A 24,557-nucleotide genomic window follows, 5' to 3' on the forward strand; every position below is an offset into this window, starting at 1 on the left:
TCTTGGCCCCAGGGCTTTGGCAGTCTGCGACACAACTACAGGGAGATCGATGATGTCGTTTCGTCAAATCATTGTGCAGGTTGATGAAGGACGCGCCTCGGGGCTGCGGGCGAGGGCGGCCGCCGATCTGGCCCAGAGGCAGGGCGCCCGGCTGACCGGCGTCTTCCTGACCAGCCAATATGTCCGCCAGTATATGGCGGCCGAGAGCCTGACCGCCCTGCCGGCCGATGTGGTCCAAAGGGTGCTCAGCGGACATGACGAGGCCGTGGCCAAGATCGCCGCCGAAGCCAAGGGTCAGTTTGAGGCCGCCTGCGCCGACAGCGGCGTGGAGCACGACTGGCGCATGGTGGGCGGCGACTCTCCGGCGGCCTTTCTGGCGGTCGCCCGGCGCAGTGACCTGACGGTCTTCCCCCGCCAGGCCAAGGCCTGCCTCAGCGAGCACGGCCTCAGCGCCGCCCAGGTGACCCTGGCCAGCGGCGGGCCGGTGCTGATCACCCCTGATGATGACTATGCCCCGCCCGTGGGGCGGCGCGTGCTGGTGGCCTGGAATGGCGGCCGGGAAGCGGCGCGCGCCCTTCAGGATTCCTGGGCGATCCTGCGACAGGCCCAGGAGGTCCATGTCCTGACGGTTTCCCCTGACGGGGAGGGCGGTCCCGATGGACTGCTGCAGAGCTTGCTGGCGAAGCATGGGGTCACGGCGCAGCTGATCACCGATCCAAGCCAGGATGAGTCCGCCGTCGAGGTGATCGAGCGACAGGTGGCTGAGCTTGGAGTCGATCTGCTGGTCATGGGTCTCTACGGCCGACCCCGGCTGCAGGAACTGCTGCTGGGCGGGGTCAGCCGCAAGATGGTCGCCGACAGCCCGATCCCGATCTTCGCCTCTCACTAGGGGGGCAGGCGCCCATTTTCTGAAGCCCCAGAGCGGGGCGACCGCCAGTCTCGGCAAAGAGCTTGACTCGACGATATGTTATAACGTTACACAACCTCCGATCTTTGTTGGAGGCGTTCTGTGCTGCTGTCTGTCCCATCTCTCCGCCCCATGGTCTCCAACCGCCGGGCGGCCCTGCTGGCGAGCCTTGTCTGGCTGGCGCCGCTAAGCCCGGCCCTGGCCGACGACGCGACCGACCTGACGCAGGTGGTGGTGACGCCGATGGCCGGGCCACAGGCCCTGCGGGACGCGCCGGCGACCATTTCGGTCGTCAATCGGGAGGATCTGGAGGCGCGGCCTATCGCAGACCTCAGCGACGCCCTGCGCAATGAACCGGGGGTCACCATCACCGGCATCGGCATGACCCGGCGGGGGATCAGCCTGCGCGGCATGCCGGTGGAGCACACCCTGGTCCTGGTGGACGGACGACGGATCAGCGCGGTCGGCGGCCTGGTCGCTCATGCCGACTACGACCTGGCCTGGACGCCGGTCGAGGCGATAGAGCGCATTGAGGTCGTCCGGGGGCCCATGTCCTCTCTCTATGGCGCCGACGCCCTGGGTGGAGTGGTCAACATCATCACCCGCAGCGCCACCGACTCCTGGCTACGCAGCGCCACACTCAATGGGACGGTTCCCGAACGTGGTGCTGGCCGGGCCTATCAGATGGGCGCCTATGCTGGCGGACCTCTGGTGGAGGGCGTGCTCGGCCTGAGCCTCTACGCCGACGCCTCTGGCCGCGACCCCACCTATCAGGAGGCCGACCCCCGGTTGGCCGAGCTGGAGGGCCGCCGGGCGCTCAACGCCTCGGCCACCCTGAGCTGGACGCCAGATGATTCCCAGCGGATCGATCTCACCTTTGGGGCGGGTACAGACTTCCGCTACCGGGACACGGTCACCACAGGCGCGGCGCCGGTCTATTACCGGTTTTCCGACGACATCACCCGCCAACAGGTGTCCGCCAGTCATCGAGGCGACTTTGGCTTTGGCCAGACCTTGGCGCGGGCCTATCGCAGCGAGGTTGAGCGGGTGAACATCCGCTCGCAGAACCAGACCCCCAGCGGCACGGTGCGCATCGTGGAATCTGTGGTCGATGGCCATGTGACCACGTCCTGGGGCGCTCATGTGCTGAGCGCGGGGGGCGAGGCGCGGCGCCAGGAGCTGCGCAACCCCGCCGTCAACGCGCAGGGCCGGAGCGAAGCCGACCAGTATGGCCTCTTCATTCAGGACGTCTGGAGCATCACTGAGCAATGGTCCCTGGTCGGCGGCGCGCGCTTCGATCACCACGACACCTATGACTGGCAGACCAGCCCCCGCCTCTACACGGTGTTTCATCTAAATGAACGCCTGACCCTGAAGGGCGGGGTCGGTCGCGGGTTCAAGGCGCCCAGCCTGACTCAGCTGTCGCCGGACTATCAGGTCGTGGCGGCCGGCGGCCGGTTCACCGTCTTTGGCAATCCAGACCTGAAGCCAGAGATTGGCACGACCTACGAGGCCAGCGCCGACTATGCGGGCGAGGGCTGGTCGGTGCGGCTCGGGGTCTTTCAAAACGATCTGGAAGACCTGGTGGAAACCCAGTGCGTGCGCCTTTGCGGCGTCCGGGGGCGCGAGGTGCGGGTCTATGGCAACGTCGCTGAGGCGCGGATTCGCGGACTGGAGCTTGGAGGCGACCTGGACCTCCCGGCCAACCTCAACCTGGCGGCCAACTACACCCGCCTTGAGACTGAAAACCGTCAGACCGGCCAGGCGCTGTTGGAGCGGCCGGAGTCCCGCGCCAACGCCACGCTACGCTGGCGGCCGAGCCCGGCCCTGAGCGCCCAGCTCCGGACGGAATATGTGGGCGAGCAGACTGTCAGCACGGGCGGCCTGCCCGACTACACGCTCTGGTCGATTGAAGCGAGCCAGCGGCTGTTCGAGGGCGTGACCCTGCGTGTCGGGATCGAAAATCTGAGCGATCAGCGGCTGGCGGACAAGTCAGGCTCCTTCACCTATGCCGAGCCTGGTCGCCTCTATCACCTCGGCTTCAATCTGAGCTTCTAGGTGGGCCGCGCACGCCTTTGGCTCGCGGGGCTCAGCCTCTGGCTGGCGGCGGCCCTGGGGTCGCCGGCCCTGGGGGCGGCCCCTGAGGATATCCCGCGCATGCGGGTCATCACCACAGACTTCGTCCTGCCCGGCAAGCTTGAACGCATGCGGGTCGTGGCCGCGGCTCAGGGCCTGGGCCTGGATGGGGTCTGGGTCGAGACTGACCCGCGGCCCGCGCAAGCCTGGCTTGAAGGCGTCGACCTGATCCTGATCGACACCCCGCGGGCCAATGACTTGGCCAAGGTCATGGGGCGACTGGAGGGCGTCCTTGAGGATGCTCCGGTTCCCTGGCTGCGGGTCGGCGGCGGCCCCCCAGCCTTTGGCGGCGGCCTGCGGCCCGAGGCGGCGGCGCGGCTGAGCGCCTACTTCGCCAATGGCGGGGCGGCCAATCACCAGGCGCTGTTCGCCTACGCGTCCGCCGTGATCGCTGGCGCAGACTTGAGCGGGTTTCCCGAGCCGCAGGCCCTGCCGGCCAGCGGGATCTACCACCCGGATGCCCCCCGGCCGTTCGCCGCAGTGGCGGACTATCTCGCCTGGGGCCAGGCCCGCTGGGTCGCGGACGCCCCCCGCCTGGGGATCATCACCTATGGCGGCGCCATTTCCAGCGGTGAGACAGCCCTGCTGGACGCTCTGGTCCGCAGCGCCGAGGCCAAGGGAATCGCACCGGTGGTCTTCTGGTTCGAAGCCGCCCAGGCCGACGCCATCACCGCGATCGCCAAGCCGGCGGGCCTGGATGTGCTGGTCAATCTGCAGCACCTGCAGAACGGCGGCGCACGCAAGGCGGAGTTCGAGGCGCTCGGCCTGCCGGTCCTGTCGGGGTTCGTCTACCGGGAGGGCGACCTCGCGGCCTGGCGGGCCTCTCCCACCGGCCTGGCCACCCAGTCCACCGCGGTTCTGCTCGCCACCCCGGAGGCGTGGGGGGTCAGCGACCCCATGGTCCTGGCGACGGTGGATCGGGGCGAGACCCGCCCTATCCCGGCCCAGGTCGACGCCTTGACCGCCAAGGCCGCCCGTCTGGGCGCCCTGCGGTCCAAGGCCAACACCGACAAGCGCCTGACCTTGATGTTCTGGAACCATCCAGGGGGCGAGAAGAACCTGGGGGCGTCCAACCTCAACGTCCCGCGCAGCCTTGAGGCCTTGAGCGCCCGACTGGCGGCCGAGGGTTATGATGTGCCGCCAACCGACGAGCAGGCTCTGATCAGCGGGGCTCAGGCCCTGCTCGGAGGCTATTATCGGCCAGAAACCCTGGATGATCTCCTGGCCCGGGACCTGGCGGCCACCCTTCCGGTCGCCGCCTATCGGGCGTGGCTCGACGCCCAAGCCCCGGAGATCGGCGCGGCGGTCCGCCAGCGCTGGGGCGCGCCTGAAGACCACTGGGCGGTGCGCCGCGTGGCTGGCGAACCCCACTTTGTCATCCCCCGGCTAAGCCTGGGCAAGCTGACCCTGATGCCCCAGCCCCCCCGGGCTGATCGCCCAGGCGAGTCCTATCACGACACCAAGGTCCCGCCGGGCCACCTCTATCTGGCCGCCTATCTGCTGATGCGGGGGTCGTTGGCCAGCGACGCCCTGATCCACTTCGGCACTCACGGGACCCAGGAATGGACCCCGGGCAAGGATCGCGGCCTGTCGGTGGAGGACTATCCCTTCCTGACCGTCGGGGACGTCCCGGTCTTCTATCCCTACATTCAGGACAATGTCGGCGAGGCCATCCAGGCGCGCCGACGCGGCCGGGCGGTGACGATCAGCCACCAGACCCCGCCCTTCGCCCCGGCCGGCCTCTATGACGAACTGCGCGACGTCCACGCCCTGGTCCACGAGTACGGCCAGCTCGAGGATGGACCGGTGCGCGACCGCACCGCCGACCAGATCGCTGACCTGACCCTGCGCGAGGGCCTGGCCCAGGACATCGGCTGGGATGCGGCGCGGGTTGAGGCGGCCTTTCCGGACTATATGCTCGATCTGCACGACCACCTGCATGCCCTGGCGGCCTCGGTGACACCGCTTGGCCTGCATACTTTCGGGGAGGCGGCCGCGCCTGAACAGCGCCTGATGACGGTGATGCAGCAGCTGGGCCGGCCCTATTATCTACAGCTCGGCCTCGACCCCGACGAGGTGTTCGCCGAAGACGCCGAACAGATCCGCCAGAGCGAACCCTATCTTTTCCTCCACCGGCATCTGCGCGAGGACAGGCCCCTGGAGGCGGTGGCCGACGAGCCTCTGCTCGCCCTTCTGAAGCGGGCCGCCGAGCTGGATCGCCATCTGGCCGAGACGGGAGAGATGGAGGCGCTGCTGGCCGGGCTCGCTGGCGGCTTCATCGCCGCGGGCCCTGGCGGCGATCCCGTGCGGAATCCAGATGTGCCGAGCGGTCGCAACCTGTTCAGCTTCGAGCCTGACAAGCTACCGACCCTGGCGGCCTATATCGCTGGCGGCGAGGCCTTCGACAGCCTGCTCGCCGCCTACCAAGAACAACATGGCGAGCCGCCGCGAAAACTCGCCTTTACCCTCTGGTCAGGGGAGGCTGTGCGAACCCTTGGCGTCGTGGAGAGCCAGGCCCTGCATGCGCTCGGTCTGCGGCCGGTCTGGGACCAGGGCGGGCGAGTGGTGGACCTGGAAATCGTCCCGACCGCTGAGCTTGGACGGCCCCGGGTGGATGTGGTGTTTCAAATCACCAGCGTCTATCGCGACCAGTTCGACGGATTTATGCGCCTGCTGGGTGGAGCGCTGGCCCGGCTGGGCGCGCTTGAGGAGGTCGGCAATGAGGTCGCCGCCAACAGCGCCCGGGTGGAAGCCCAGCTGATCGCGGCGGGCCAGCCGGCCGATCAGGCCAGGCGCTTGGCGGCCATTCGCCTGTTCAGCAACGCGCCCGGGGACTATGGCAGCGGGGTTCCAGCGGCCATTCTGGACTCTACGGCCTGGGAGTCCGACGGGGAGGTGGCTGACCGCTTCCTCTCGCGGCTGCAGTACGCCTATGGGGCTGAGGCCTGGGGGGAGACGGTCGAGGGGACCAACCTGTTCGCCGCCCAGCTCAGCGGCGTGCAGGCCGCGGTGCTGTCGCGCTCGTCCAATCTGCACGGCGTACTCTCCACCGACCATCCGTTCGAGTATCTGGGCGGCCTGTCCATGGCGATCCGCAAGCTGGACGGGGCGAGCCCGGACCTTTTCATCACCGACGCCAGGGGGGCGACTCCGCGGGTGGGGACCGCCGCCTCGGTCCTCTCCGACGAACTGCGCAGCCGCTATCTGAACCCCCAGTGGATCACCGCCATGCAGGGGGAGGGCTATGCCGGGACGCTGGAGATTCTCGACGTCACCAACAACCTGTTCGGCTGGCAGGTGACCGATCCGGCCATGGTCCGTCCCGACCAGTGGCAGGCCATGCACGAAACCTTCGTCATGGACCGCCGGAATCTGGGGTTGAACGACTGGTTTGAGGCTCATAATCCTACCGCCCAGGCCCAGCTCATCGAGCGGCTGACCGAGACCATCCGCAAGGGCTACTGGACCCCGGACGCCGAAACCCTGGCCCAACTCTCCGAACGCTGGGCAGAGCTGACCAAGGCCGGGGCCATGGCCGGCGAGGCGACCACCACCGCCCTGCTCAGCAGCGGCTTTGGCCTGTCGGCGCAGGCGCCAGCGACAGGCGCCGCCGCACCTCAAGGCCAAGCGCCCACGGGAGAGACCTTACCTCCGGCGCCAGCGGCCGAACTCACGCCCGCCCCGCCGCCCCTTGTTCGGGGACAGGTGCTGGAGAAGGTGCGACCGCCAGCGCCCCCGATCCCTACGTCGCCCTGGCGCGCCCTGCTGGGCCTCGCGGCCCTTCTGACCTTCACCCTGATCGGGGCGGCCGGCCAGGCAAAGTCCCGTCAGCGTCCCTTACTGGAGTTGTCCCATGCACGGCCTTGAGGCGGGTCTGTTCGACCTTGCCCGACTTTTTCTTCTGCCGGCCCTGACCCTGATCGTCATCGCCCTGGCCTATGCCTTTGTGGCCCTCGGCGCCTTCCTGATGGAGTCGATGCAGCGTCGCTCTGGCGCCTACAGCTCGCGCCTCCTCGCCCATCAGGCGGCGACAGGCGCCTCCAGCGAGGATCTGGAGCTGTGGATCATGAAGCGCCTGGAGTGGCTGCGCATCACCTCGCGCAGCGCCCCCATGCTGGGCCTGGTGGCGACCATGATCCCCATGGGGCCGGCGCTGCTGGCCCTGGGCGAAGGCGACGGACGGACGATCGGTGAGAACCTGGTGGTGGCTTTTTCCGGCGTCGTCCTGGCCCTGATCGCGGCGAGCATCACCCATGTCATCCTCACCATCCGCCGACGCTGGCTGCTGGAGGAGCTGCGCAGCTTTGAGCGGGGTCAGGCCTGATGCGATTTCTGGAGGACGATGAGGCCGACGACCCCATTCTGTCGGTCGTCAATCTGATCGACGTCTTTGTGGTGGTGATCGCGATCCTGATGATCGTCATCGTTCAAAATCCGCTGAACCCCTTCAACGCCGAAAACGTCGTTGTGGTGCAGAATCCGGGCGCCGCGGACATGACGATGATCATCAAGGAAGGCGAGGAGCTGACTCGCTACGAATCCTCAGGCGCCATTGGGGAAGGCCAGGGCGTAAAGGCCGGGATCACCTACCGCCTGCCTGACGGCAAGATGGTCTATGTGCCCGAATAGTTGACCCGGGTGGGGTTGCCGGCGGCTCATAGACCCTCTTGATTGGCGACCAATCTGTCGCCCCGCGCGTCGCCGGCTCGCCGGCGCGGCGACATCCCGTGTGACCTGGAGCCTCCTGAATGATCCCTCGTCGTCTCTTCGCCTTCGCCGCTCCCAGCGCCCTCGCCCTGGCCGTGACGCTTAGCCTGCCCGCCGCCGCAGAGGCTCAGGGCCGCAGCGTCCAGGCCTCGGCTGCGACCGTCGCGGTTCCAGCCAGCCAGCGCCAGGTGACCTTCACGGTGGACGCGCCGGCGCCCGGGGGCGTCCTCGTCCTGCCTCTGGCGGCGGAAGGCGATCTGGCCCGCCGCGCCACGGGGCTCGACGCCGCCGAGCGCGAGGCTGTGGCCCGGGCGCTCACCTCAGCCCAGTTCACCTATGGGGACGGCAAGTCCCTGACCCTTCGGGGCCTGGGCGCATGGGACGCTATCTATGTGGCAGGCCTGGGGGAGACCCCTGAGGCCAAGACCTGGCAGTCGTCCGGCGCGGTCGCCGGCCGCGCCCTGCGCGATGAATCGGGCGGCCTGACCGTCCTGGCCGGCGGTTTGTCGGCCGAGGCGGCCGCGGAGTTCGCCATCGGCCTGGGGCTCGGCGAATACCGTTCCGACTTCTATCAGGCCAAGGCCCGCGAGCGCGCCGCCCCGGGGCCCGTGACCGTCGTCACCGAGGCGGCCTCGGCCGCGCAGGCCCTGTTCCGTCCCCGAGGCGAAGCGCTGGTGGCGGCCATGGCCTGGGCCCGGGACGTCTCCAATGAGCCGGCCAACAGGCTCTACCCTGAGACCTTTGTGGATCGCGCCCGCGGAGCCCTGAGCGGCGTGTCAGGCGTGACCATCGAGGTGCTGGATGTTCCGGCCATGGAGCGCCTGGGCATGGGGGCCATTCTGGGGGTCGGAAAGGGCTCGGAGCGGCCGCCGCGCATGCTGATCATGCGCTACCGCGGGACCGGCGCACCGGCCGCGCCGGTGGTGCTGGTGGGTAAGGGCATCACCTTCGACACCGGCGGCATCTCCATCAAGCCGAGCACGAACATGGGCAATATGAAGATGGACATGTCCGGCGCCGCCAGCGTGACCGGGGCGATCATGGCCTTGGCCAAGGCCGGGGCCCCCGTCAATGTGGTGGCCATCGCCGCCCTGGCCGAGAACATGCCCGACGGCCGCGCCACCCGGCCGGCTGACGTCCTGACCGCCATGAACGGCAAGACCATCGAGATCATCTCCACCGACGCTGAGGGCCGGCTGGTCCTGGCCGACGCCCTGTCCTGGGTGGACGCCAATCTGCAACCCGCCGCTGTGATAGATGTGGCCACGCTTACGGGCGCGGTGCGCGGCGCCCTGGGGGATGAGTATGCGGGTCTGTTCAGCCGCCACGACGCCCTGGCCGACCAGTTGACCGCCGCCGGAGATCGCGTCGGCGAGCCCCTTTGGCGTCTGCCCTTGCATCCCAACTATGCCGCTGACATCAGCTCCACCATCGCCGATCTGAAGAATGGCGGCGGCGAGGGCGCGGGGGCTGGAACCGGCGCCCACTTCATCGGCGAGTTCATCAGCCGCGACACCCCCTGGGCCCACCTGGATATCGCAGGCGTCGCCTATGGGGCGGCCACCGATACCGGTCCTGCGGGTTCGGCCGGCTATAGCGTGCGATTGCTGGAGCGCTTCGTCCGCGATTTCCAGCCTTGAGCCGCAGCGCGCCCTAGCAACACCCCCCCGCCGCACCCGCCTCGGCGGGGGGACTGAAGGGCAGATCCAAGCCACAGCCCTTGAACACCCCGAAGTGCCGGCTGCGGTCGCCCATGAATTCGAAATGGGGGGCCAGCCGGCTTTCGGCCAGCATCCGCCAGGTGTTGCCGCAGACCGGAAACAACCGGCCCGTCTCGATGTTGTGATGCTTGTCGAGGGTGAAAACCCCCGGCGAGCCGGGGATCGTGCCCCTGTAGCGCACGGCCTGCCCATAGTCCTCGCAGGCGGGCTCCAGTTCCTCCAGCTTGAACAGGCGATAGGTGGCCGAGAAGAAGGCGATGGGCGCCACCATCTCCTTGACCCGAAGGTCGTTGAGGCCCAGGGGTCGATCCGACACCAGGCGAGGATCACCGAACCCGGCCCCCTTGGCGAGACCGAGGAAATCCCCCCAATAGAGTGCGCCGGCCAGGCATTCCCCATGCAGGACAGGGTCTCGGCGAAGGGTCTCGGGGACCCGGCGGTCGGCGTAGACGTCGGAGAAATAGAGCTCGCCGCCCGGCTTCAGCAGGCGCCAGGCTGCGGCGAACACCGCGGCCTTGTCCTCCACGAGATTGATCACGCAGTTGGAGACAATGACGTCGTAGCTGCCGGCCTCCAGACCGAGGTCTTCAAGCCGGGCGATGTCCCCGTCCAGGAAGGTGACGTTGGAGGTGGGATAGCCGAACCGCGCCTGGTGCCAGGCCTCATGCCGCCGGGCGACCTCTAGCTGCTGCGCCGTAGCGTCGACCCCGACCACATGGCCGGCCGGGCCCGTGAGTTGCGAGAGCACATAAACGTCCTGGCCCGAACCGCAGCCGAGGTCGAGAATGCGCGCGCCGTCCAGGGCTTGAGGCGCCACGAGGCCGCAGCCATAGTAGCGCGCCCGGACGTCGTCATGCACCTGGGACAGGGCCTGGCGAATGGCCAGGGGTGGCGCCTCGGCGGTGGCGCAGGCGTCGGTGCGCAGGTCGCCGGAGTGCGTCAGCACCTCGCCATAATAGGCGCGTGCGTTGTCCAGTCCCATGACGGTCATATGGCGTCTCTCCAGCTTGAGCGGCTATCTGACAGCCTTCGGCGCAGGAGGCTAAGGGGTTACAGAGCCGTCTGGATCGGCGATGAAGCCGGCGATTGCGGCCCAGATCTCGGCGTCATGACCGGCCCACAGATGGCCGCCCTGGTCGAACAGGATCAGCCGTCCCCGCGGGGCTAGGGCCACGGCATGAGCGGCGGCGTCCGCTGTCCCATAGAGGTCGTCCCGGGCGCTGATCGCCAGGACCGGACAGGTCAGGTCCTGAAGCGGGTAGGGGGGCGGACTGCCGGCGGTGGCGGAGTCCATGGCGATGCCTCTTCGCCGCGCGCTGATGGGCAGGATGTGGAACAGCACGTGGGCGGCCCGTGCGGATTCCTCAGCGCCAGCCGCCCTTAACACCTCAGGTTCGGTGGCGAGCACCATGCGGGTCATGAGGTCGGGCGCCCCACGCACGGCCAGCCAGAAGACCAGGTCCGATCCGAGGGCCAGGTCTGTCAGGGTGCGGACGGTCCAGGAGGCCGGCGCTCTCTCCTCCGGGGCGCGGCCAGGCCCGTAGAGAGCCGGAACCCCCAGAGCCAGACCGCGGCAAAGCCGCGGGTGGCGCAGGGCCAGTTGGGCTGCGGACAGCGCGCCTGCAGAGCCGCCGAAGATCACCGCCTGCTCTACCCCGAGGTTGTCCAGCAAATAGGCCAGGGCGTCGGCCTGCATCTGCGGGCTGGCGTCCTGCGGCATGGCGCTGCGCAGATAGCCGAAGCGCGAAGGTGCGATGATGCGCGTCTGGCTGCGGTCAAGTCGCGCCGAGAAGGCCAGACCCTGGTCAAAGCCGCCGCCGCTACCGTGGATCACCAGGACCACAGGCCCATCTCCCACATCGGCGTATTCGATGGGGCCGAACGGACTGTCGATGAGCTGGCTGCCGGCGGTCAAGGGCGCCCGCGCCCGGATCATGTCATGCTGAAACGCGTCGATCGCCAATCCAGCCAGAACAAGACCCAGCAGGACGGCGGCGGCGACAACCCACCGGATCGGCGTCATGGAACAACCTCCTGACCAGGGGCCACGCTGAGCTCGCCCAGGGTGGCTAGGCCATGATCGAGGTCAATCTGGCGTTCAGCCCTGTCTCGCTGCCGGCTCTTCGAGCGAGTCATTCCCCGCCGGAGAAAGGGCTCGGCCCATGGCTTCGATCAGCCTTGCCGCATCGATTGGCTTTAGAACGTGATCATTCATGCCGGCGTCGTGGCAGGCAGCGATGTGGGCTGGCTCCCCGGCCCCGGTGACGGCGATGACGGGGGTCTGCTGGTTGGGACCGGCGCGACGGCGCAGTTCGCGGGTCACAGACAGGCCGTCCATACCCGGCATGTGGCAATCCATCAGCACCAGATCGAAGGGCTGCTGCTCCAGGAGTCCCAGGGCTTCGAAGCCGGACGCGGCCTCAGTCAGGCTGACATCCAGTTCGCGCAGCATCAGGCCTATGGCGCGGCGATTGATTTCATGGTCGTCGACCACCAGCACGGCGGCGGGCGGCAGATCAGGTTGCTCTGCGGCCTGCAGGGGCGAGGCTGGCGTTGAGGCCTCCGGCAGGGGCAGGGCAAGGGTGAAACAGGCCCCGTGGCCTGGCCGCGACTCTGCGACCAGGTCGCCATTCATGAGCCGCGCCAGATCGCGACTGATGGCCAGGCCAAGGCCGGTCCCGCCGTGAGTTCGCGCCACATCCGGCGCAGCCTGCTGAAAGGGGGTGAAAAGCTGCTCCAGGGCCGCAGCGTCAAGTCCGCGGCCAGTGTCCTGAACCGAAAGGACCACCCGACCCTCCCCGTCGGCGCCCAGGCTAAGGGTGACGCCGCCAGCCTCGGTGAACTTGATGGCGTTCGACAGCAGATTGTTGAGGATCTGCCGCAGTCGGGTGGGGTCACCTGACACCCATTGGGGAGATGATCGTCCGCCTTCAAGCCTCAGGCGCAGACCCTTGCGGCGCGCCTCGGCTCGCCAGAAAATCAGTTGCTGGGCCAGGAGATGACGCAGGTCGAACGGAATGGTCTCCACACTCATACGGCCAGCCTCGAGCTTGGCTTGATCCAGCAGGTCGTTGAGCAGGGTGCGCATCATTGCGCCGGCTTCGGCGATCATTTCGGCCTTTGCCGCCTCGCTTCCGTGGGCGTTGCGCCGAAGGTCTTCGGCGCCGGCCAGAATGGCGCTGATCGGGGTGCGCAGCTCATGACTGACCACAGCGATGAAGGCCGACTTTGCGGCGACGGCGCTTTCGGCTTCGAGGCGACGTCGCTCGCTCTCGTCACGAGCCGCCGTCTCGCGTGCGCGCGCCGCGGCGGCCGCTCGCCACAGGGCGCCGGCGACGCCCAGGACCATGAGCCCCGCGGCGCCCATTGTGAATATGCTGCTCCAGGGAGCGCCAACCCATCGCGATTCAATCAGCAGCAGGACCATCATGAGCGCGAAGGGTGCAAGCGCCGCGCGGAACATCTGCCGGGACGCTATATTGGATAGAACGACGTAGCAGGTGGCGCCTGCCAGCATCCAGGCTCCGCCCGTGGCCCCCCACGGGCCGTCCACAAGGGGGCCGACCAGGGCGATCGAGGCGAAGACCACGGCGTTCAGAGCCGTGAGCCACAGCAGGCCCCGCGCGGAACGGGGCGTCAGGGAGCGGGACAGCGGATAGGCGTGTTTCTCGTAGGTCTGCAGGAGGACGAATGCCGCCCACCAGGCCGCCATGAGCCCCCAGCCGACGAAGGCGCCGAACAGCGCCCCCAGGACCGTCGCCGCAACGATACGTGCCCGCGTTGTGCGATGCCGTTCCCGCAGGACGGTGGTGATATCGGCGATTTCCTCGGGCGACATAGAAAACTCCGTTCGCTGAAAGAACGGTGCCATGTCGCCGTTAAGGCCCACCTAACTCAAATGCGGCCGCGGGTCGCGGGACCCCTGGCTGTACTCGATAAGTTTTCAACCTTAGGTCAGCCGGCGGCCTGCGCCTTCCGCTCCCGACGACGGCGGGTGAGGATGTGCTCGGTATAGCCGTTGGGCTGGACCCGGCCTTCGAACACCAGTTCGAGGGCGGCCTGATAGGCGACGCTGGCGTCGAGATCGAGGCTCATCGGTTGGTAGAGTGCGTCCCCGGCGTTCTGACCGTCGACCACCTTGGCCATGCGGGCGAAGGTCTCGCGCACCTGGGCTTCGGTGCAGATGCCGTGATGCAACCAGTTGGCGATGTGCTGGCTGGATATCCGCAGGGTCGCCCGGTCTTCCATCAGCCCGACGTCGTGGATGTCCGGCACCTTTGAGCAGCCGACCCCGTGGTCGATCCAGCGGACCACGTAGCCGAGGATGCCCTGTACGTTGTTGTCCAGCTCCTGAGCGATGTCGCCGGCGTTCCAGTTGGACTTGGCCAGCGGCAGGGTCAGCAGATCTTCAAGACCCGTGGGCTCGGTTGAGTCCATCGAGGCCTGCAGGGCGGCGACGTCCACCTGATGATAGTGCAGGGCGTGGAGCGCCGCGGCGGTTGGCGAGGGGACCCAGGCTGTGTTGGCGCCGGCCTTGGGATGGCCGATCTTGGCGGCCAGCATGTCCTTCATCATGTCGGGCGCCGCCCACATGCCCTTGCCGATCTGGGCGCGGCCAGGGAAGCCGGTGGCCAGGCCGATCTCGACATTGCGCTTCTCGTAGGCGGGCAGCCAGGGCTCGGCCTTCATGGCGTCCTTGCGGACCATGGGGCCAGCTTCCATGGCGGTGTGGATCTCATCGCCGGTGCGGTCGAGGAAGCCCGTATTGATGAACACGATCCGCTCGCGGGCGGCGTAGATGCAGGCCTTGAGGTTGGCGCTGGTGCGGCGCTCCTCGTCCATGACGCCGATCTTGACGGTGTTGCGTGCGATGCCCAGCGCGTCCTCGACCAGGTCGAAGAGGTGGACGGCCAGGGCCACCTCGTCGGGACCGTGCATCTTGGGCTTCACCACATAGATGGAGCCGGCCGGGCTGTTGGCCCGTGCGCCCTTCAGGTCGTGCAGGGCGGCGGCCACGGTGATCATGGCGTCGACGGCGGTTTCATAGGCGTCCTGGCCATCCAGCCGCACCATGTCGGTGGTCATGTGGTGGCCGACATTGCGCACCAGCAGCAGGCTGCGGCCGCGCAGGGTCAGGTCCGAACCGTCGGGGGCCGCATAGGTGCGGTCGGGGTCCAGCCGGCGGGTCTCGGTGCGGCCGCCCTTGGGGAAGCTCGCCTCAAGGTCGCCGCGCATCAGGCCGAGCCAGTTGCGATAGACGCCCGTCTTGTCCTCGGCGTCGACAGCCGCGACGGAGTCCTCGCAGTCCTGGATGGCGGTGAGGGCGGCTTCCACCAGCACGTCGGCCACGCCGGCCGGATCGTCCTTGCCGATGTTGTGGCTGCGGTCGACCACGATCTCCAGATGCAGGCCGTTGTGGCGCAGCAGCACGCCGTCGGGGGCGTCCTTGGCTCCCCGCCAGCCGGCCAGCCGCCCCTCAGTGGAAAGGCGCGCCTCGGTCCCGTCCTTCAGGCGGACCGCCAGGTCCTTGCCGACGATGGCGTAGCTGACCGCGTCGGCATGGGAGCCGACCGACAGGGGGGCGACCTGATCAAGAAACTGGCGGGCATAGGCAATCACCTTGCCGCCGCGCTCGGGATCGTAGCCCTTGCCGCCGGTCGGCGGCTCCAGGGCGTCGGTGCCATAGAGGGCGTCATAGAGGCTGCCCCAGCGGGCGTTGGCCGCGTTCAGCGCGTAGCGGGCGTTGGACACCGGAACCACCAGCTGCGGACCGGCCAGGCGTGCGATCTCGGGGTCGACGTTCTGGGTGTCGATTTTGAAGGCCGGCGGGGCGGGCAGCAGGTAGCCGATCTCGCGCAGAAAGGCGGTCTGCTCGGAGATGCTGACATCCTTGCCGCGGCGCTCGCGCCACCAGGCGTCGATGGTGGTCTGCAGCTCGTCCCGGCGCTTGAGCAGTTCTGTGTTGCGCGGGGTGAAGTCGGCCAGGACGCCCTCAAGGGCGGCCCAGAAGGCCTTCGGCTCTATGCCCGTCCCCGGCAGCAGCTCGCCTTCGACGAAGGCGTGCAGAAGATCGTCGACCGAAAGGGTGTTGCTGATGTCCATGCGCTTAACCAGGCTCTCGATATGGCGTTCTCGAAGAGGCCGCCCCTAGGCGACATCCTCGCTCGGCCGCTTTACTGCACGGAAGCGACCGCCTTTGAAGCCCCTATCGCGAGGGAGGCCCCAGGCCGCCGCGCACCTGCCTGCCGGCCGCGCCCGGAGATTGCAGGATGAAGCTTGCGCATGCGAGGGCGAGCCGGCGCAAATCCTTGCGGCCGATCGCCCATCCTGGGGAAGACGTCGCCCCGCAACCTAGTTGTCGGAAAATCCGAACGGGGCGCTGGTGCGGCGGATATCGTCCACCAGGATCTGGCGACCGATGGGGGGCGCCGAGCGGGCGGTGCAGTCGGTGCGGTGACAGAGCCGGCAGGTGACGCCAATCGGGGTGGCCTGCTCAGGGCCTGGACGTCCCTGGGTGTAGATCAGGCGATCAGCGTGCTCAGCCGCGCAGCCCAGCGCGATGGCCCGCTCGACCCGCAACGCCCCATAGGCGCCGCCACCGGCGCTGACCGTGCGGGAGATCGAGAAAAAGCGGTGGCCGTCGGGCAGCTCCAGCCACTGGGTGACGATCTGACGCGGCGTGCGGAAGGCGTGGTGCACCGACCACAGGGGGCAGCCGCCCCCATGCCGGGCGAAGGGGAAGCCGGCCCCGTCCAGCCGCTTGGACACATTGCCCGCCTCGTCGACCCGGATGAAGAAGAAGGGCACACGCTCCTGGCCGGGCTTCTGAAGGGTCGTCAACCTGTGGGCGGTCTGTTCGAAACTGGCGGCGAACTGCCGGGCGAGGGCCTCGACGTCATAGCGCCGCGCCTCCACCGCACGGGCAAACGCGGTGTAGGGCATCAGGATGGCGGCGGCCGCATAGCTGGCCAGGGCCCGTCTGGTCAGGCGCTCGCCGCTCTCAGTAGTGAAGCTGCCCTCGGACAGCACCGTGGCGACCTCCGTCCGCATCTCAAGATAGGCCAGTTGAAGGGCGAGCTGAAAGGTCTGGCTGGCGGTGTCGAGGGAGTCGTCGAGCAGGATTTCCTTGCGGTGCTGGTCGAGCCGACGGACCGATCCGACCATCACATTGGCCGGCAGACGCCGCACCCGCAGGCCGTGGCGGGCCTTCAGATAGCCGGTCAGGCCCTCATGGCTGGCGACGTTCTGGGCCAGACGTTCGGCGGCGTCGTCCAGGGTGGGAAAGTTGTTGCGCCGGGCCGCCAGGAAACGGCGGGACTCCGCCACGGGGTCAGGCGCCTCAATGGCGGTTCCAGCCCCGGTCGCGTGGGCCTCGGCGGTGCGATCGGCCAGGGCCAACTGCTCTTCCTGATAGGCGGTATAAAGGCGCAGCAGGGCCTCGGTGACGCCGGGAAAGTTGGTCGCCGCATCGGCGCTCTCCAGGGACGGCAGGTCGATGTCGGCGAACATCGGGTCCTTCAGCACAGCCTGCAGCCGGGCCGCATCGTCGGAATCGGCGTTGCCGGCCAGGGCGGCGACATCGATGCGGTAGGTCTGGGCCAGGCGCAGCAGCATCTCGGCGCTGAGCGGCCGGTGGTTGCGCTCCAGGAGCGCGATATAGGAGGCTGAGACCTCAAGGTCGGCGGCCATGTCGGCCTGGGTCAGGCCCAGGTCGCGGCGCATCCGGCGCAGGTTGGCCCCGACGTAGAGGCGTCGCTCGGTAGACATGGAAAAGTCCTCAAGTCGTAGGCGTCATTACAACATTACAAGCAATTTCTGTAAAGTTTGACAGCGCAACCGCGCAGGGGGTTTCGCAGCGCCGCTCGGCCCCTGTAGGGAGCCCTCAAATCCCCGGCGGATTTCGAGGAGAAGCGCATGTCCTACCAAGATCACACCACCAAGATGAGCGAGCTCATCAAGAGCAAGAGCGGAACCTGGGACGGCATCAACGCCGAATCCGTGGCCCGTATGCGGCTGCAGAACCGCTTCCAGACCGGCCTGGATATCGCCCGCTACACCGCGGCGATCATGCGCAAGGACATGGAGGCCTATGACGCCGACTCGTCCAAGTACACCCAGTCGCTGGGCTGCTGGCACGGCTTCATCGGTCAGCAGAAGATGATCTCGATCAAGAAGCACTTCGGCAATACCGACCGCCGCTATCTCTACCTGTCGGGCTGGATGGTCGCGGCCCTGCGCTCGGACTTCGGCCCGCTGCCCGACCAGTCGATGCACGAGAAGACCTCGGTCCCGGCCCTGATCGAAGAGCTCTACACCTTCCTGCGCCAGGCTGACGCCCGCGAACTCGGCATGATGTTCCGCGACATCGACGCCGCCCGCGCCGCCGGCGACAAGGCCAAGGAAAAGGCCCTTCTGGAGGCCGCCGACAACTATCAGACCCACGTGGTTCCGATCATCGCCGACATCGACGCAGGCTTCGGCAACGCCGAGGCGACCTATCTGCTGGCGAAGAAGATGATCGAAGCCGGCGCCTGCGCCCTGCAGATCGAAAACCAGGTCTCCGACGAAAAGCAGTGCGGCCACCAGGACGGCAAGGTCACCGTCCCGCACGAGGACTTCATTCAGAAGATCCGCGCCTGCCGTTACGCCTTCCTGGAACTTGGCGTGGATGACGGCATCATCGTCACCCGCACCGATTCGCTCGGCGCTGGCCTGACCAAGCAGATCGCCGTCAGCCATGAAGCCGGCGATCTGGGCGACCAGTACAACAGCTTCCTGGACTGTGACGAGGTCGATGCTTCGCAGGTCGGCAACGGCGACGTCATCATCAGCCGCGACGGCAAGCTGCTGCGCCCCAAGCGCCTGCCCTCCAACCTGTTCCAGTTCCGCGAAGGCACCGGCGCCGACCGCTGCGTGCTGGACTCCATCACCTCGCTGCAGAACGGCGCTGATCTCCTCTGGATCGAAACCGAAAAGCCGCACGTCGAGCAGATCGCCTCGATGATGGACAAGGTCCGCGAAGTCGTCCCGAACGCCAAGCTGGTCTACAACAACAGCCCGTCGTTCAACTGGACCCTGAACTTCCGCCAGCAGGTCTATGACGCGTACAAGGCGGCCGGCAAGGACGTCTCGGCCTATGATCGCGACAAGCTGATGAGCATCGACTACGACGCCTCCGAGCTGGCCGTCGAAGCCGACGAAAAGATCCGCACCTTCCAGGCCGATGGCGCCAAGCGGGCCGGCATCTTCCACCACCTGATCACCCTGCCGACCTATCACACCGCAGCGTTGTCCACCGACAACCTGGCCAAGCGCTACTTCGGCGACGAAGCCATGCTCGGCTACGTCAAGCAGGTGCAGCGCGAAGAAATCCGCCAGGGCATCGCCTGCGTGAAGCACCAGAACATGTCGGGCTCCGACATCGGTGACGATCACAAGGAGTACTTCGCCGGCGAAGCCGCGCTGAAGGCGGGCGGCGCTCACAACACGATGAACCAGTTCGGCTAAGGCCGGCGGTTCGCCCTGTTGGGGTGAAGGATCGGGCGGCCTGGAGCGCAAAGCTCCAGGCCGCCTTTTCTATGTTTGAAAGCGCCGCGGGCGACGCAGGACGAGAAACAGCGTCCAGCCCAGGACCGCGAGGGCGCCCGCAAGGGCCGCTGCTGCGGCCAGCGGCTTGGGGCCGGCCTCGGCCACAGCCACGGCCACGAGACCCCAGCTCACAGCCAGGCCATAGGCGCCGACCCGCACGACCGGCGCGGTGAACAGGGCCACGGCGGTCACCCCGGCGATACCTGCCAGAGCGGCGGGCAGGGCGGCGTCCGGGCCGATGACGCCCTGGGCGGTGAATACGGTGAGGATGTTCAGGGCGGCTGCGGCGGTCAGCCACCCGGCCAGGAGGCCAAGCGGCCAGACCACGAGTCGCCGCGCCCACCCCGCTTGGCCGAGACCCGAACGCCTTGCCCGGGCCAGACCGAAGATCATGGCGCCAGCTGACGCCAGGATGACGGCCACCGAGGCCCAGTCGAGGTCGGCGGCCGAGGCGATGATCCACATCCCGCACCCGAGGGCGGCGAGGGCGGAGGGCCAGCCCACGGCGGCGAGCAGCCGCGGCTCGGCGCGCCGCGGCAGGGCCTGGTACACGGCGTAGGCCACGAGGCCTGCATAGATCACGCTCCAGATGGAGAAGGCGTATCCCGCCGCCCGAAGTGTGGAGTTTCCGTCCTCAGAAAATTCCGCCGCGCTCTGCCCCCAGCCGGTCAGGGCCTGAACGGCTGGAACCAGGATGGCGAAGGTTACAGCGCCGATCACCGCCAGCTTCCGCCCCGCATGTAGATTGCTCACCTGAAGTCTCCCCGTTTACCCGTTGGACTGTACGGCCGCTGGCGGTCCCCAGACGCGGCATGTCGCGCCCAGCCGTTCATCGCGTCTCGCATCGGCATGTGACAAACGCCTCTGGCGCAGCCATGTTCATCGACCGGCTTGAGGGGGCGTTTGGGCATGTCAGAAGATTCGGGGGGGCCAGCCGAAGAGCAGGCTTCGGAAGTGCGCCACCGCACGGCCAACACCCTGCAACTGCTGGCCACCCTGGCGCGGATGCGTGGTCAGAAGGCGAGCGACGCCGAGGTTCGACGGCAGATGATCTGGATGGCCGAGGCCATTGGAGCGCTCGGATCCCTGGAGCGCCGCAGGACCCCGGAGGGCATCGACTTTTCCGGCTATATTGAGGAGATGGCGCCGGTCTGGCGACGTCGGCAGGCTGGGGACGCCGTCAATGTGGTGATCCGGGTCGACCCGATGCATGTCCGAGACCAGGCCGCGTCAACCCTCGCCCTGATCGTCAATGAGATGGTGGCCAACGCTCTCACCCATGGCTTGCGGGGGGCGGCTGTTCGACAGATCGAGATCGAACTGACCCATTCTGACGGCATGGGTCGGTTGTGCATCACAGATGGTGGTCCAGGACTGGGAGCAGCCGGCGAGAATGTCCGCGAGCGGTTCGGCCTTTGGCTCGCCCGCAGTCTGGCTACCCAGGTCAGGGGCGAGTTGGCGCTTTTGCCAGCGCCCGGCGGAGGACTTACGGCTCAGCTAATCTTCCCGCTCTAGCTCGAACTTCGCCCTCAGGTAGAGCTTTGGGCCGAGGCGGATGAGTGATGATCGCCGGGAACCATGATCCGGCTGGCGGCTTCCTGACGGCAACAAGGGAGCCAGCCAAATGATGAAATCCGTTCTCAGCCTGACCGCCGTCGCCGCTCTGCTGGCGGCTTGCGGTGGTCAGAACGACACCGCCGAAACCGACACCACCGAGGGGCCGATGGTCTCCGCCTCGGAAGCCCCCCGCAACGAGGCGATCGACACCGAACCCAACATGGGTGACGGCGCCCAGACGCCTGGCGCGAACTCCTTCACTGAAGGTCAGGCGCGTAGCGCTATCGAGTCCGCGGGCTACGCCCAGGTCGGGCCGCTCACGCAAAATGAGCAGGGCATCTGGCAGGGAACCGCCCAGCGCGACGGCGCCGAAGTTCAGGTCTCCGTCGATTATCGCGGCGCTGTGACGCCGGCCGTCGCCGCCGCCAACTAAAAATCTGTTCAGGGATATATGACATGACCAAGACTGTTACTCGGCTGTTCGACAGCCACACCGAAGCCCTCCGCGCAGTCGACGACCTTGAGCGCGCTGGCATCCATCACGATCGCATCAGCCTGGTGTCCAACAATGCGGACAACTGGCATGCCGGGCATCACCATGATGAGGCCAAGGCCCGGGGCGGCCCTCTGGGCGATCGCAACGGCGACGGCGAGAATGACGTCGCTGACGGCGCGGGCAAGGGCGCGGCGACCGGTGGCATGATCGGCGGGGCTGGCGGTCTGCTGGCCGGCCTGGGCATGTTGGCCATTCCGGGGCTCGGACCCGTCGTTGCGGCGGGCTGGCTCGCCTCCACGGCGGTTGGCGCGGCGATCGGCGCGGCCGCCGGCGGCGCAACCGGCGGCCTGCTGGGCGCTCTGAAAGAGGCCGGCCACTCTGACGACGACGCCCATGTCTTTGCTGAGGGCGTGCGCCGCGGCGGCACTCTGGTCAGCGTCAAGGTCGAGGGCGACGATGCGGCTCGGCTCGAGCAAATTCTTGACGAGCAGCGGGGCATCACCGCGCAGATGCGTGGCCAAGCCTACCGCGATACGGGCTGGACCCGTTTTGACCCGGAAGCCCAGCCCTACACGGTGGAAGAAGTCCAGGTTGAGCGTAGTCGGTTCGCCGAAAATCGATCCTTCGCCAACCAGGGCGGCGGTGAGACCTTTACCGAGACGGGCCGCAGCACGGGCCAGGCGGGCGGCGATATCGTCAAGCCGATCCCCGGCGTCGACCGCTAGTCGGATCGAACACTAGAGAAGAGATCGCCCCCTGGTCGGAAACGGCCAGGGGGCCTTTTTCATACCGATCCTGTTGAACCGGTCGGCAGCCCGGCGAAGCGGAGGGCGCCGCTTAGGCCAGATAGAGATAGGCCAAGGCAGCTGAGCCGAGCGCGATACGGTACCAGGCGAAGGGGGCGAAACCATATCGCCCCACGACGGCGATCAGGCTCTTGACCACCATCAGGGCCGTGGCGAATGCGACCAGGAAGCCGATGGCGATGCCGGCGAAGTCATCGAAGTTGAGGAGATGCCACGACTTGAAAAGGTCATAGGCGGTGGCCGCGACCATGGTCGGCGCCGCCAGGAAGAAGGTGAATTCCGCCGCGGTCTTGCGTTCCACCCCCATCATGAGCGAGCCCATGATCGTCGCCCCAGAGCGGGAGACGCCGGGGATCATCGCCATGCATTGAAAGAGGCCGATCAACAGGGCGTTGCGCCAGGACAGTTCCTCAATGCCGTGGATAACCGGCGGCGGTGCGATCTTCTCGATAATCAGGATGGCGACGCCGCCAATGATCAGCATCACCGCCACAATGGTGGGGTTTTCCAGCATGAGCTTGATGGCGTCATAGGCGAACACCCCGATCACCATGGCCGGCAGCACAGCCAGGGCGAGGTTGCGGACGAAGGCGATATCCGCGGGCCTCGCCTGCAGCGCCCCCAGCCCGACCCCGACGAAGCGTTGGGCGTAGACCACCAGCACCGCCAGGATGGCGCCCAGTTGGACCACGATCTTGAAGGTTGTCTCCGCCGGGCCTTTGAAGCCCAGGAGTTCGGCGGCCAGGATCAGGTGGCCGGTGGACGACACCGGAAGGAACTCAGTCAGTCCCTCGATGATCCCGAGGATGATGACGCTGATGAGCGAATTCTGATCCAAGGCGGCCCCCACACTGTCCAGGGGCTGCGATAGCGAAAATCCTTGGCCATGGCGAGGCGGCCAGGCGCCCGCGTCGGGAAAGGCCCCTATTTTCCGCTGACGCCTTGTCGGAGCGAGGCATAATCGCCCGTCCTTGGATCAACAGGAAGATCACCCATGCTGTACGCCATCCTTTGCTATCACTCCGAGGCCGTGGTCGGCGGCTGGTCCAAGGCCGAGGATGACGCGGTCATGGAGAAGCTGGACGTTGTGCATCAGAAGTTGACGGCTGAGGGTCGGCTGGGTCCGGTGGCGCGGCTGCTCCCCACCTCGGCCGCCACCACGCTTCGAAAGGACAGTGACCCGCCGCTCGTGCTCGACGGACCGTTCGCCGAGACCAAGGAGCAGCTGTTGGGGTTCTACATCGTCGATTGTGAAGGCCTCGATCAAGCGCTGGAGGTCGCCCGCGATCTCGGTCGCGCAAATCCCGGCGGCGCCTATGAGTTGCGTCCTATCGGGGTGTTCTATCCCAGCGCCCTGCCGCCCGCCGAAGGGCGATGAGCGACCTGGCCTGGATCGACGGGGCGCTCGCCGCCGCGCGACCCCAGGCCCTGGCCGCCCTGCTGCGCTACTTCCGCGATCTCGACGTCGCCGAGGAGGCGTTTCAGGAGGCGAGTCTCCGCGCCCTGCGCAACTGGCCAGACAAGGGGCCGCCGCGGGATCCCACCGCCTGGCTCATCCTGGTGGGGCGCAATGCCACCCTGGACTCGGTGCGGCGCCGCTCCCGGGAGGCGCCATTGCCCCAGGAGGTGCTGATCTCCGACCTGGAGGACGCCGAGGCCGATCTGGTGGAGCGGCTGGACGGCGCCGATTATCGCGACGACGTGCTGCGTCTGCTGTTCATCTGTTGTCATCCCGATCTCCCGGCCACCCAGCAGATCGCGCTGGCGCTGCGGATCGTCTGTGGTCTGAGTGTAGCGGAGATCGCCCGCGCCTTCCTGGTGAGCGACAGCGCCATGGAGCAACGGATCACCCGCGCCAAGGCGAAGGTGGCGAAGGCGGGGTCGCCCTTTGAGACCCCCGGGGCCATAGAGCGCGCCGAGCGCTTGGCGGCGGTGGCGGCGATGATCTACCTGCTGTTCAACGAAGGCTATTCCGCCAGTAGCGGTGAGGCCCCGCTCCGCAGCGGATTGTGCGACGAGGCGATCCGCCTGGGTCGACTTCTGCTGCGGCTGTTTCCCGCTGAGGCGGAAATCATGGGCCTAACCGCCCTGATGCTGTTGCAACATGCCCGGGCCGAGGCTCGGTTCGATGCCGCTGGCGATATCATTCTAATGGAAGACCAGGACCGGACTCGCTGGAATGGCCGGATGATCGCCGAGGGTCTGGCCCTGATCGACAAGGCCGTCCGCCACCGGGTCCCAGGTCCCTACCAGATCCAGGCGGCCATCGCGGCGCTGCATTCGAGGGTCCCCCGGGCTGAGGACACCGACTGGCCGCAGATCGCAGGGCTCTACCAGGCCCTGGAACACCATATGCCCTCGCCGGTGGTCACCCTGAACCGGGCCGTGGCGGTGTCGAAGACCGAAGGCCCCGCCGCGGCCCTCGACCTGATCGAGCCCCTGGCCCACCGGCTCGGAGCCTATTTCCACTTCCATGGGGTGAGGGGGGCCATGCTGCTGAAGCTGGAGCGCAAGGCTGAGGCCCGGGAAGCCTTTGATCGCGCCATCGCCCTGGCGCGCACCCCGGCTGAAGCCGCGCACATTCGCCAGCACATCGATCGCCTGCGTGTCGAGGCGGGCGAAGCTTAGTCCAAATGAAA

Annotated in this window: 19 protein-coding genes; 12 read left to right on the forward strand and 7 right to left on the reverse strand. The window is 67.5% G+C overall.

Going from position 1 to position 24,557, the window contains the following annotated elements; translation table 11 throughout:
- Nucleotides 1-52: 52 nt before the first annotated feature.
- The 6 genes from Q8K84_RS12885 (at nt 53) to Q8K84_RS12910 (ending at nt 9,390) form a co-directional block, all read left to right on the forward strand.
- Complete coding sequence (locus Q8K84_RS12885; protein ID WP_305283066.1) at nt 53-889, forward strand: universal stress protein; 837 nt, start codon at nt 53-55, stop codon at nt 887-889.
- Between the two features lie 120 nt (nt 890-1,009).
- Nucleotides 1,010-2,965, forward strand: a complete 1,956-nt coding sequence (locus tag Q8K84_RS12890) for a TonB-dependent receptor domain-containing protein (protein ID WP_305283067.1) — start codon at nt 1,010-1,012, stop codon at nt 2,963-2,965.
- Nucleotides 2,966-6,910, forward strand: a complete 3,945-nt coding sequence (gene cobN, locus Q8K84_RS12895) for a cobaltochelatase subunit CobN (RefSeq protein ID WP_305283068.1) — start codon at nt 2,966-2,968, stop codon at nt 6,908-6,910.
- Nucleotides 6,897-7,367, forward strand: a complete 471-nt coding sequence (locus Q8K84_RS12900; RefSeq protein ID WP_305283069.1) for a MotA/TolQ/ExbB proton channel family protein — start codon at nt 6,897-6,899, stop codon at nt 7,365-7,367. The genes cobN and Q8K84_RS12900 overlap by 14 nt, the downstream gene beginning before the upstream one ends.
- Entirely contained in the window at nt 7,367-7,672 is a 306-nt protein-coding gene (locus tag Q8K84_RS12905) for a DUF2149 domain-containing protein (RefSeq protein WP_305283070.1), read from the forward strand. The genes Q8K84_RS12900 and Q8K84_RS12905 overlap by 1 nt, the downstream gene beginning before the upstream one ends.
- Nucleotides 7,673-7,791: 119 nt before the next feature.
- Nucleotides 7,792-9,390 (forward strand): leucyl aminopeptidase, encoded by a 1,599-nt coding sequence (locus Q8K84_RS12910; protein WP_305283071.1) that lies wholly within the window; start codon nt 7,792-7,794, stop codon nt 9,388-9,390.
- Between the two features lie 13 nt (nt 9,391-9,403).
- Here Q8K84_RS12910 and Q8K84_RS12915 read toward each other — a convergent pair whose 3' ends face one another.
- From Q8K84_RS12915 to Q8K84_RS12935, 5 genes are all read right to left on the reverse strand, one after another.
- Nucleotides 9,404-10,462, reverse strand: a complete 1,059-nt coding sequence (locus Q8K84_RS12915) for a methyltransferase domain-containing protein (protein WP_305283072.1) — start codon at nt 10,460-10,462, stop codon at nt 9,404-9,406.
- A gap of 51 nt (nt 10,463-10,513) precedes the next feature.
- On the reverse strand, nt 10,514-11,494 hold the full coding sequence (locus tag Q8K84_RS12920) for an alpha/beta fold hydrolase (RefSeq protein ID WP_305283073.1): 981 nt from the start codon (nt 11,492-11,494) through the stop codon (nt 10,514-10,516).
- A gap of 75 nt (nt 11,495-11,569) precedes the next feature.
- Entirely contained in the window at nt 11,570-13,309 is a 1,740-nt protein-coding gene (locus Q8K84_RS12925) for an ATP-binding protein (protein ID WP_305283074.1), read from the reverse strand.
- Nucleotides 13,310-13,425: 116 nt separating this feature from the next.
- Nucleotides 13,426-15,573 carry a malate synthase G gene (locus Q8K84_RS12930; protein WP_305283075.1) on the reverse strand — a complete coding sequence of 716 codons (2,148 nt, stop codon included), beginning with the start codon at nt 15,571-15,573 and terminating at the stop codon, nt 13,426-13,428.
- A gap of 249 nt (nt 15,574-15,822) precedes the next feature.
- On the reverse strand, nt 15,823-17,238 hold the full coding sequence (locus tag Q8K84_RS12935; RefSeq protein ID WP_305283076.1) for a short-chain fatty acyl-CoA regulator family protein: 1,416 nt from the start codon (nt 17,236-17,238) through the stop codon (nt 15,823-15,825).
- Between the two features lie 147 nt (nt 17,239-17,385).
- Here Q8K84_RS12935 and Q8K84_RS12940 point away from each other — a divergent pair, with 147 nt between their 5' ends.
- Nucleotides 17,386-18,978 carry an isocitrate lyase gene (locus Q8K84_RS12940; protein ID WP_305283077.1) on the forward strand — a complete coding sequence of 531 codons (1,593 nt, stop codon included), beginning with the start codon at nt 17,386-17,388 and terminating at the stop codon, nt 18,976-18,978.
- 69 nt (nt 18,979-19,047) lie between these two features.
- On the opposite strand, the gene Q8K84_RS12945 is transcribed toward Q8K84_RS12940, so the two are convergent.
- Complete coding sequence (locus Q8K84_RS12945; RefSeq protein ID WP_305283078.1) at nt 19,048-19,812, reverse strand: hypothetical protein; 765 nt, start codon at nt 19,810-19,812, stop codon at nt 19,048-19,050.
- A 156-nt stretch (nt 19,813-19,968) separates the two neighbouring features.
- On the opposite strand from Q8K84_RS12945, the gene Q8K84_RS12950 reads away from it, so the two are divergent.
- The 3 genes from Q8K84_RS12950 to Q8K84_RS12960 all read left to right on the forward strand — a co-directional run bounded on the left by Q8K84_RS12950 (nt 19,969) and on the right by Q8K84_RS12960 (nt 21,837).
- Entirely contained in the window at nt 19,969-20,574 is a 606-nt protein-coding gene (locus tag Q8K84_RS12950; protein WP_305283079.1) for a sensor histidine kinase, read from the forward strand.
- Nucleotides 20,575-20,683: 109 nt separating this feature from the next.
- A complete protein-coding gene (locus Q8K84_RS12955; RefSeq protein ID WP_305283080.1) occupies nt 20,684-21,049 on the forward strand; it encodes a hypothetical protein in 366 nt (121 codons plus the stop codon).
- Nucleotides 21,050-21,072: 23 nt separating this feature from the next.
- On the forward strand, nt 21,073-21,837 hold the full coding sequence (locus Q8K84_RS12960; RefSeq protein WP_305283081.1) for a hypothetical protein: 765 nt from the start codon (nt 21,073-21,075) through the stop codon (nt 21,835-21,837).
- 112 nt (nt 21,838-21,949) lie between these two features.
- Here the strand turns inward: Q8K84_RS12960 and Q8K84_RS12965 are convergent, their stop codons facing one another.
- Nucleotides 21,950-22,756, reverse strand: a complete 807-nt coding sequence (locus Q8K84_RS12965; protein WP_305283082.1) for an undecaprenyl-diphosphate phosphatase — start codon at nt 22,754-22,756, stop codon at nt 21,950-21,952.
- 156 nt (nt 22,757-22,912) lie between these two features.
- On the opposite strand from Q8K84_RS12965, the gene Q8K84_RS12970 reads away from it, so the two are divergent.
- Together Q8K84_RS12970 and Q8K84_RS12975 are read left to right on the forward strand one after the other, a co-directional pair.
- Nucleotides 22,913-23,296 carry a YciI family protein gene (locus tag Q8K84_RS12970; protein ID WP_305283083.1) on the forward strand — a complete coding sequence of 128 codons (384 nt, stop codon included), beginning with the start codon at nt 22,913-22,915 and terminating at the stop codon, nt 23,294-23,296.
- Complete coding sequence (locus tag Q8K84_RS12975; protein ID WP_305283084.1) at nt 23,293-24,546, forward strand: RNA polymerase sigma factor; 1,254 nt, start codon at nt 23,293-23,295, stop codon at nt 24,544-24,546. Before Q8K84_RS12970 ends, Q8K84_RS12975 begins: the two co-directional genes overlap by 4 nt.
- Nucleotides 24,547-24,557 lie beyond the last annotated feature (11 nt).

The sequence above is a fragment of the Phenylobacterium sp. genome, from assembly GCF_030679875.1.
Lineage (GTDB): Bacteria > Pseudomonadota > Alphaproteobacteria > Caulobacterales > Caulobacteraceae > Phenylobacterium.

What these genes read in the sequence shown, in the direction of transcription:
- Q8K84_RS12885 (WP_305283066.1), top strand. Translation starts at nt 53, where the DNA reads ATGTCGTTTCGTCAAATCATTGTGCAGGTTGATGAAGGACGCGCCTCG.
- Q8K84_RS12900 (WP_305283069.1), top strand. Translation starts at nt 6,897, where the DNA reads ATGCACGGCCTTGAGGCGGGTCTGTTCGACCTTGCCCGACTTTTTCTT.
- Q8K84_RS12905 (WP_305283070.1), top strand. Translation starts at nt 7,367, where the DNA reads ATGCGATTTCTGGAGGACGATGAGGCCGACGACCCCATTCTGTCGGTC.
- Q8K84_RS12910 (WP_305283071.1), top strand. Translation starts at nt 7,792, where the DNA reads ATGATCCCTCGTCGTCTCTTCGCCTTCGCCGCTCCCAGCGCCCTCGCC.
- Q8K84_RS12915 (WP_305283072.1), bottom strand. Translation starts at nt 10,462, where the DNA reads ATGACCGTCATGGGACTGGACAACGCACGCGCCTATTATGGCGAGGTG.
- Q8K84_RS12920 (WP_305283073.1), bottom strand. Translation starts at nt 11,494, where the DNA reads ATGACGCCGATCCGGTGGGTTGTCGCCGCCGCCGTCCTGCTGGGTCTT.
- Q8K84_RS12925 (WP_305283074.1), bottom strand. Translation starts at nt 13,309, where the DNA reads ATGTCGCCCGAGGAAATCGCCGATATCACCACCGTCCTGCGGGAACGG.
- Q8K84_RS12930 (WP_305283075.1), bottom strand. Translation starts at nt 15,573, where the DNA reads ATGGACATCAGCAACACCCTTTCGGTCGACGATCTTCTGCACGCCTTC.
- Q8K84_RS12935 (WP_305283076.1), bottom strand. Translation starts at nt 17,238, where the DNA reads ATGTCTACCGAGCGACGCCTCTACGTCGGGGCCAACCTGCGCCGGATG.
- Q8K84_RS12940 (WP_305283077.1), top strand. Translation starts at nt 17,386, where the DNA reads ATGTCCTACCAAGATCACACCACCAAGATGAGCGAGCTCATCAAGAGC.
- Q8K84_RS12950 (WP_305283079.1), top strand. Translation starts at nt 19,969, where the DNA reads ATGTCAGAAGATTCGGGGGGGCCAGCCGAAGAGCAGGCTTCGGAAGTG.
- Q8K84_RS12955 (WP_305283080.1), top strand. Translation starts at nt 20,684, where the DNA reads ATGATGAAATCCGTTCTCAGCCTGACCGCCGTCGCCGCTCTGCTGGCG.
- Q8K84_RS12960 (WP_305283081.1), top strand. Translation starts at nt 21,073, where the DNA reads ATGACCAAGACTGTTACTCGGCTGTTCGACAGCCACACCGAAGCCCTC.
- Q8K84_RS12970 (WP_305283083.1), top strand. Translation starts at nt 22,913, where the DNA reads ATGCTGTACGCCATCCTTTGCTATCACTCCGAGGCCGTGGTCGGCGGC.
- Q8K84_RS12975 (WP_305283084.1), top strand. Translation starts at nt 23,293, where the DNA reads ATGAGCGACCTGGCCTGGATCGACGGGGCGCTCGCCGCCGCGCGACCC.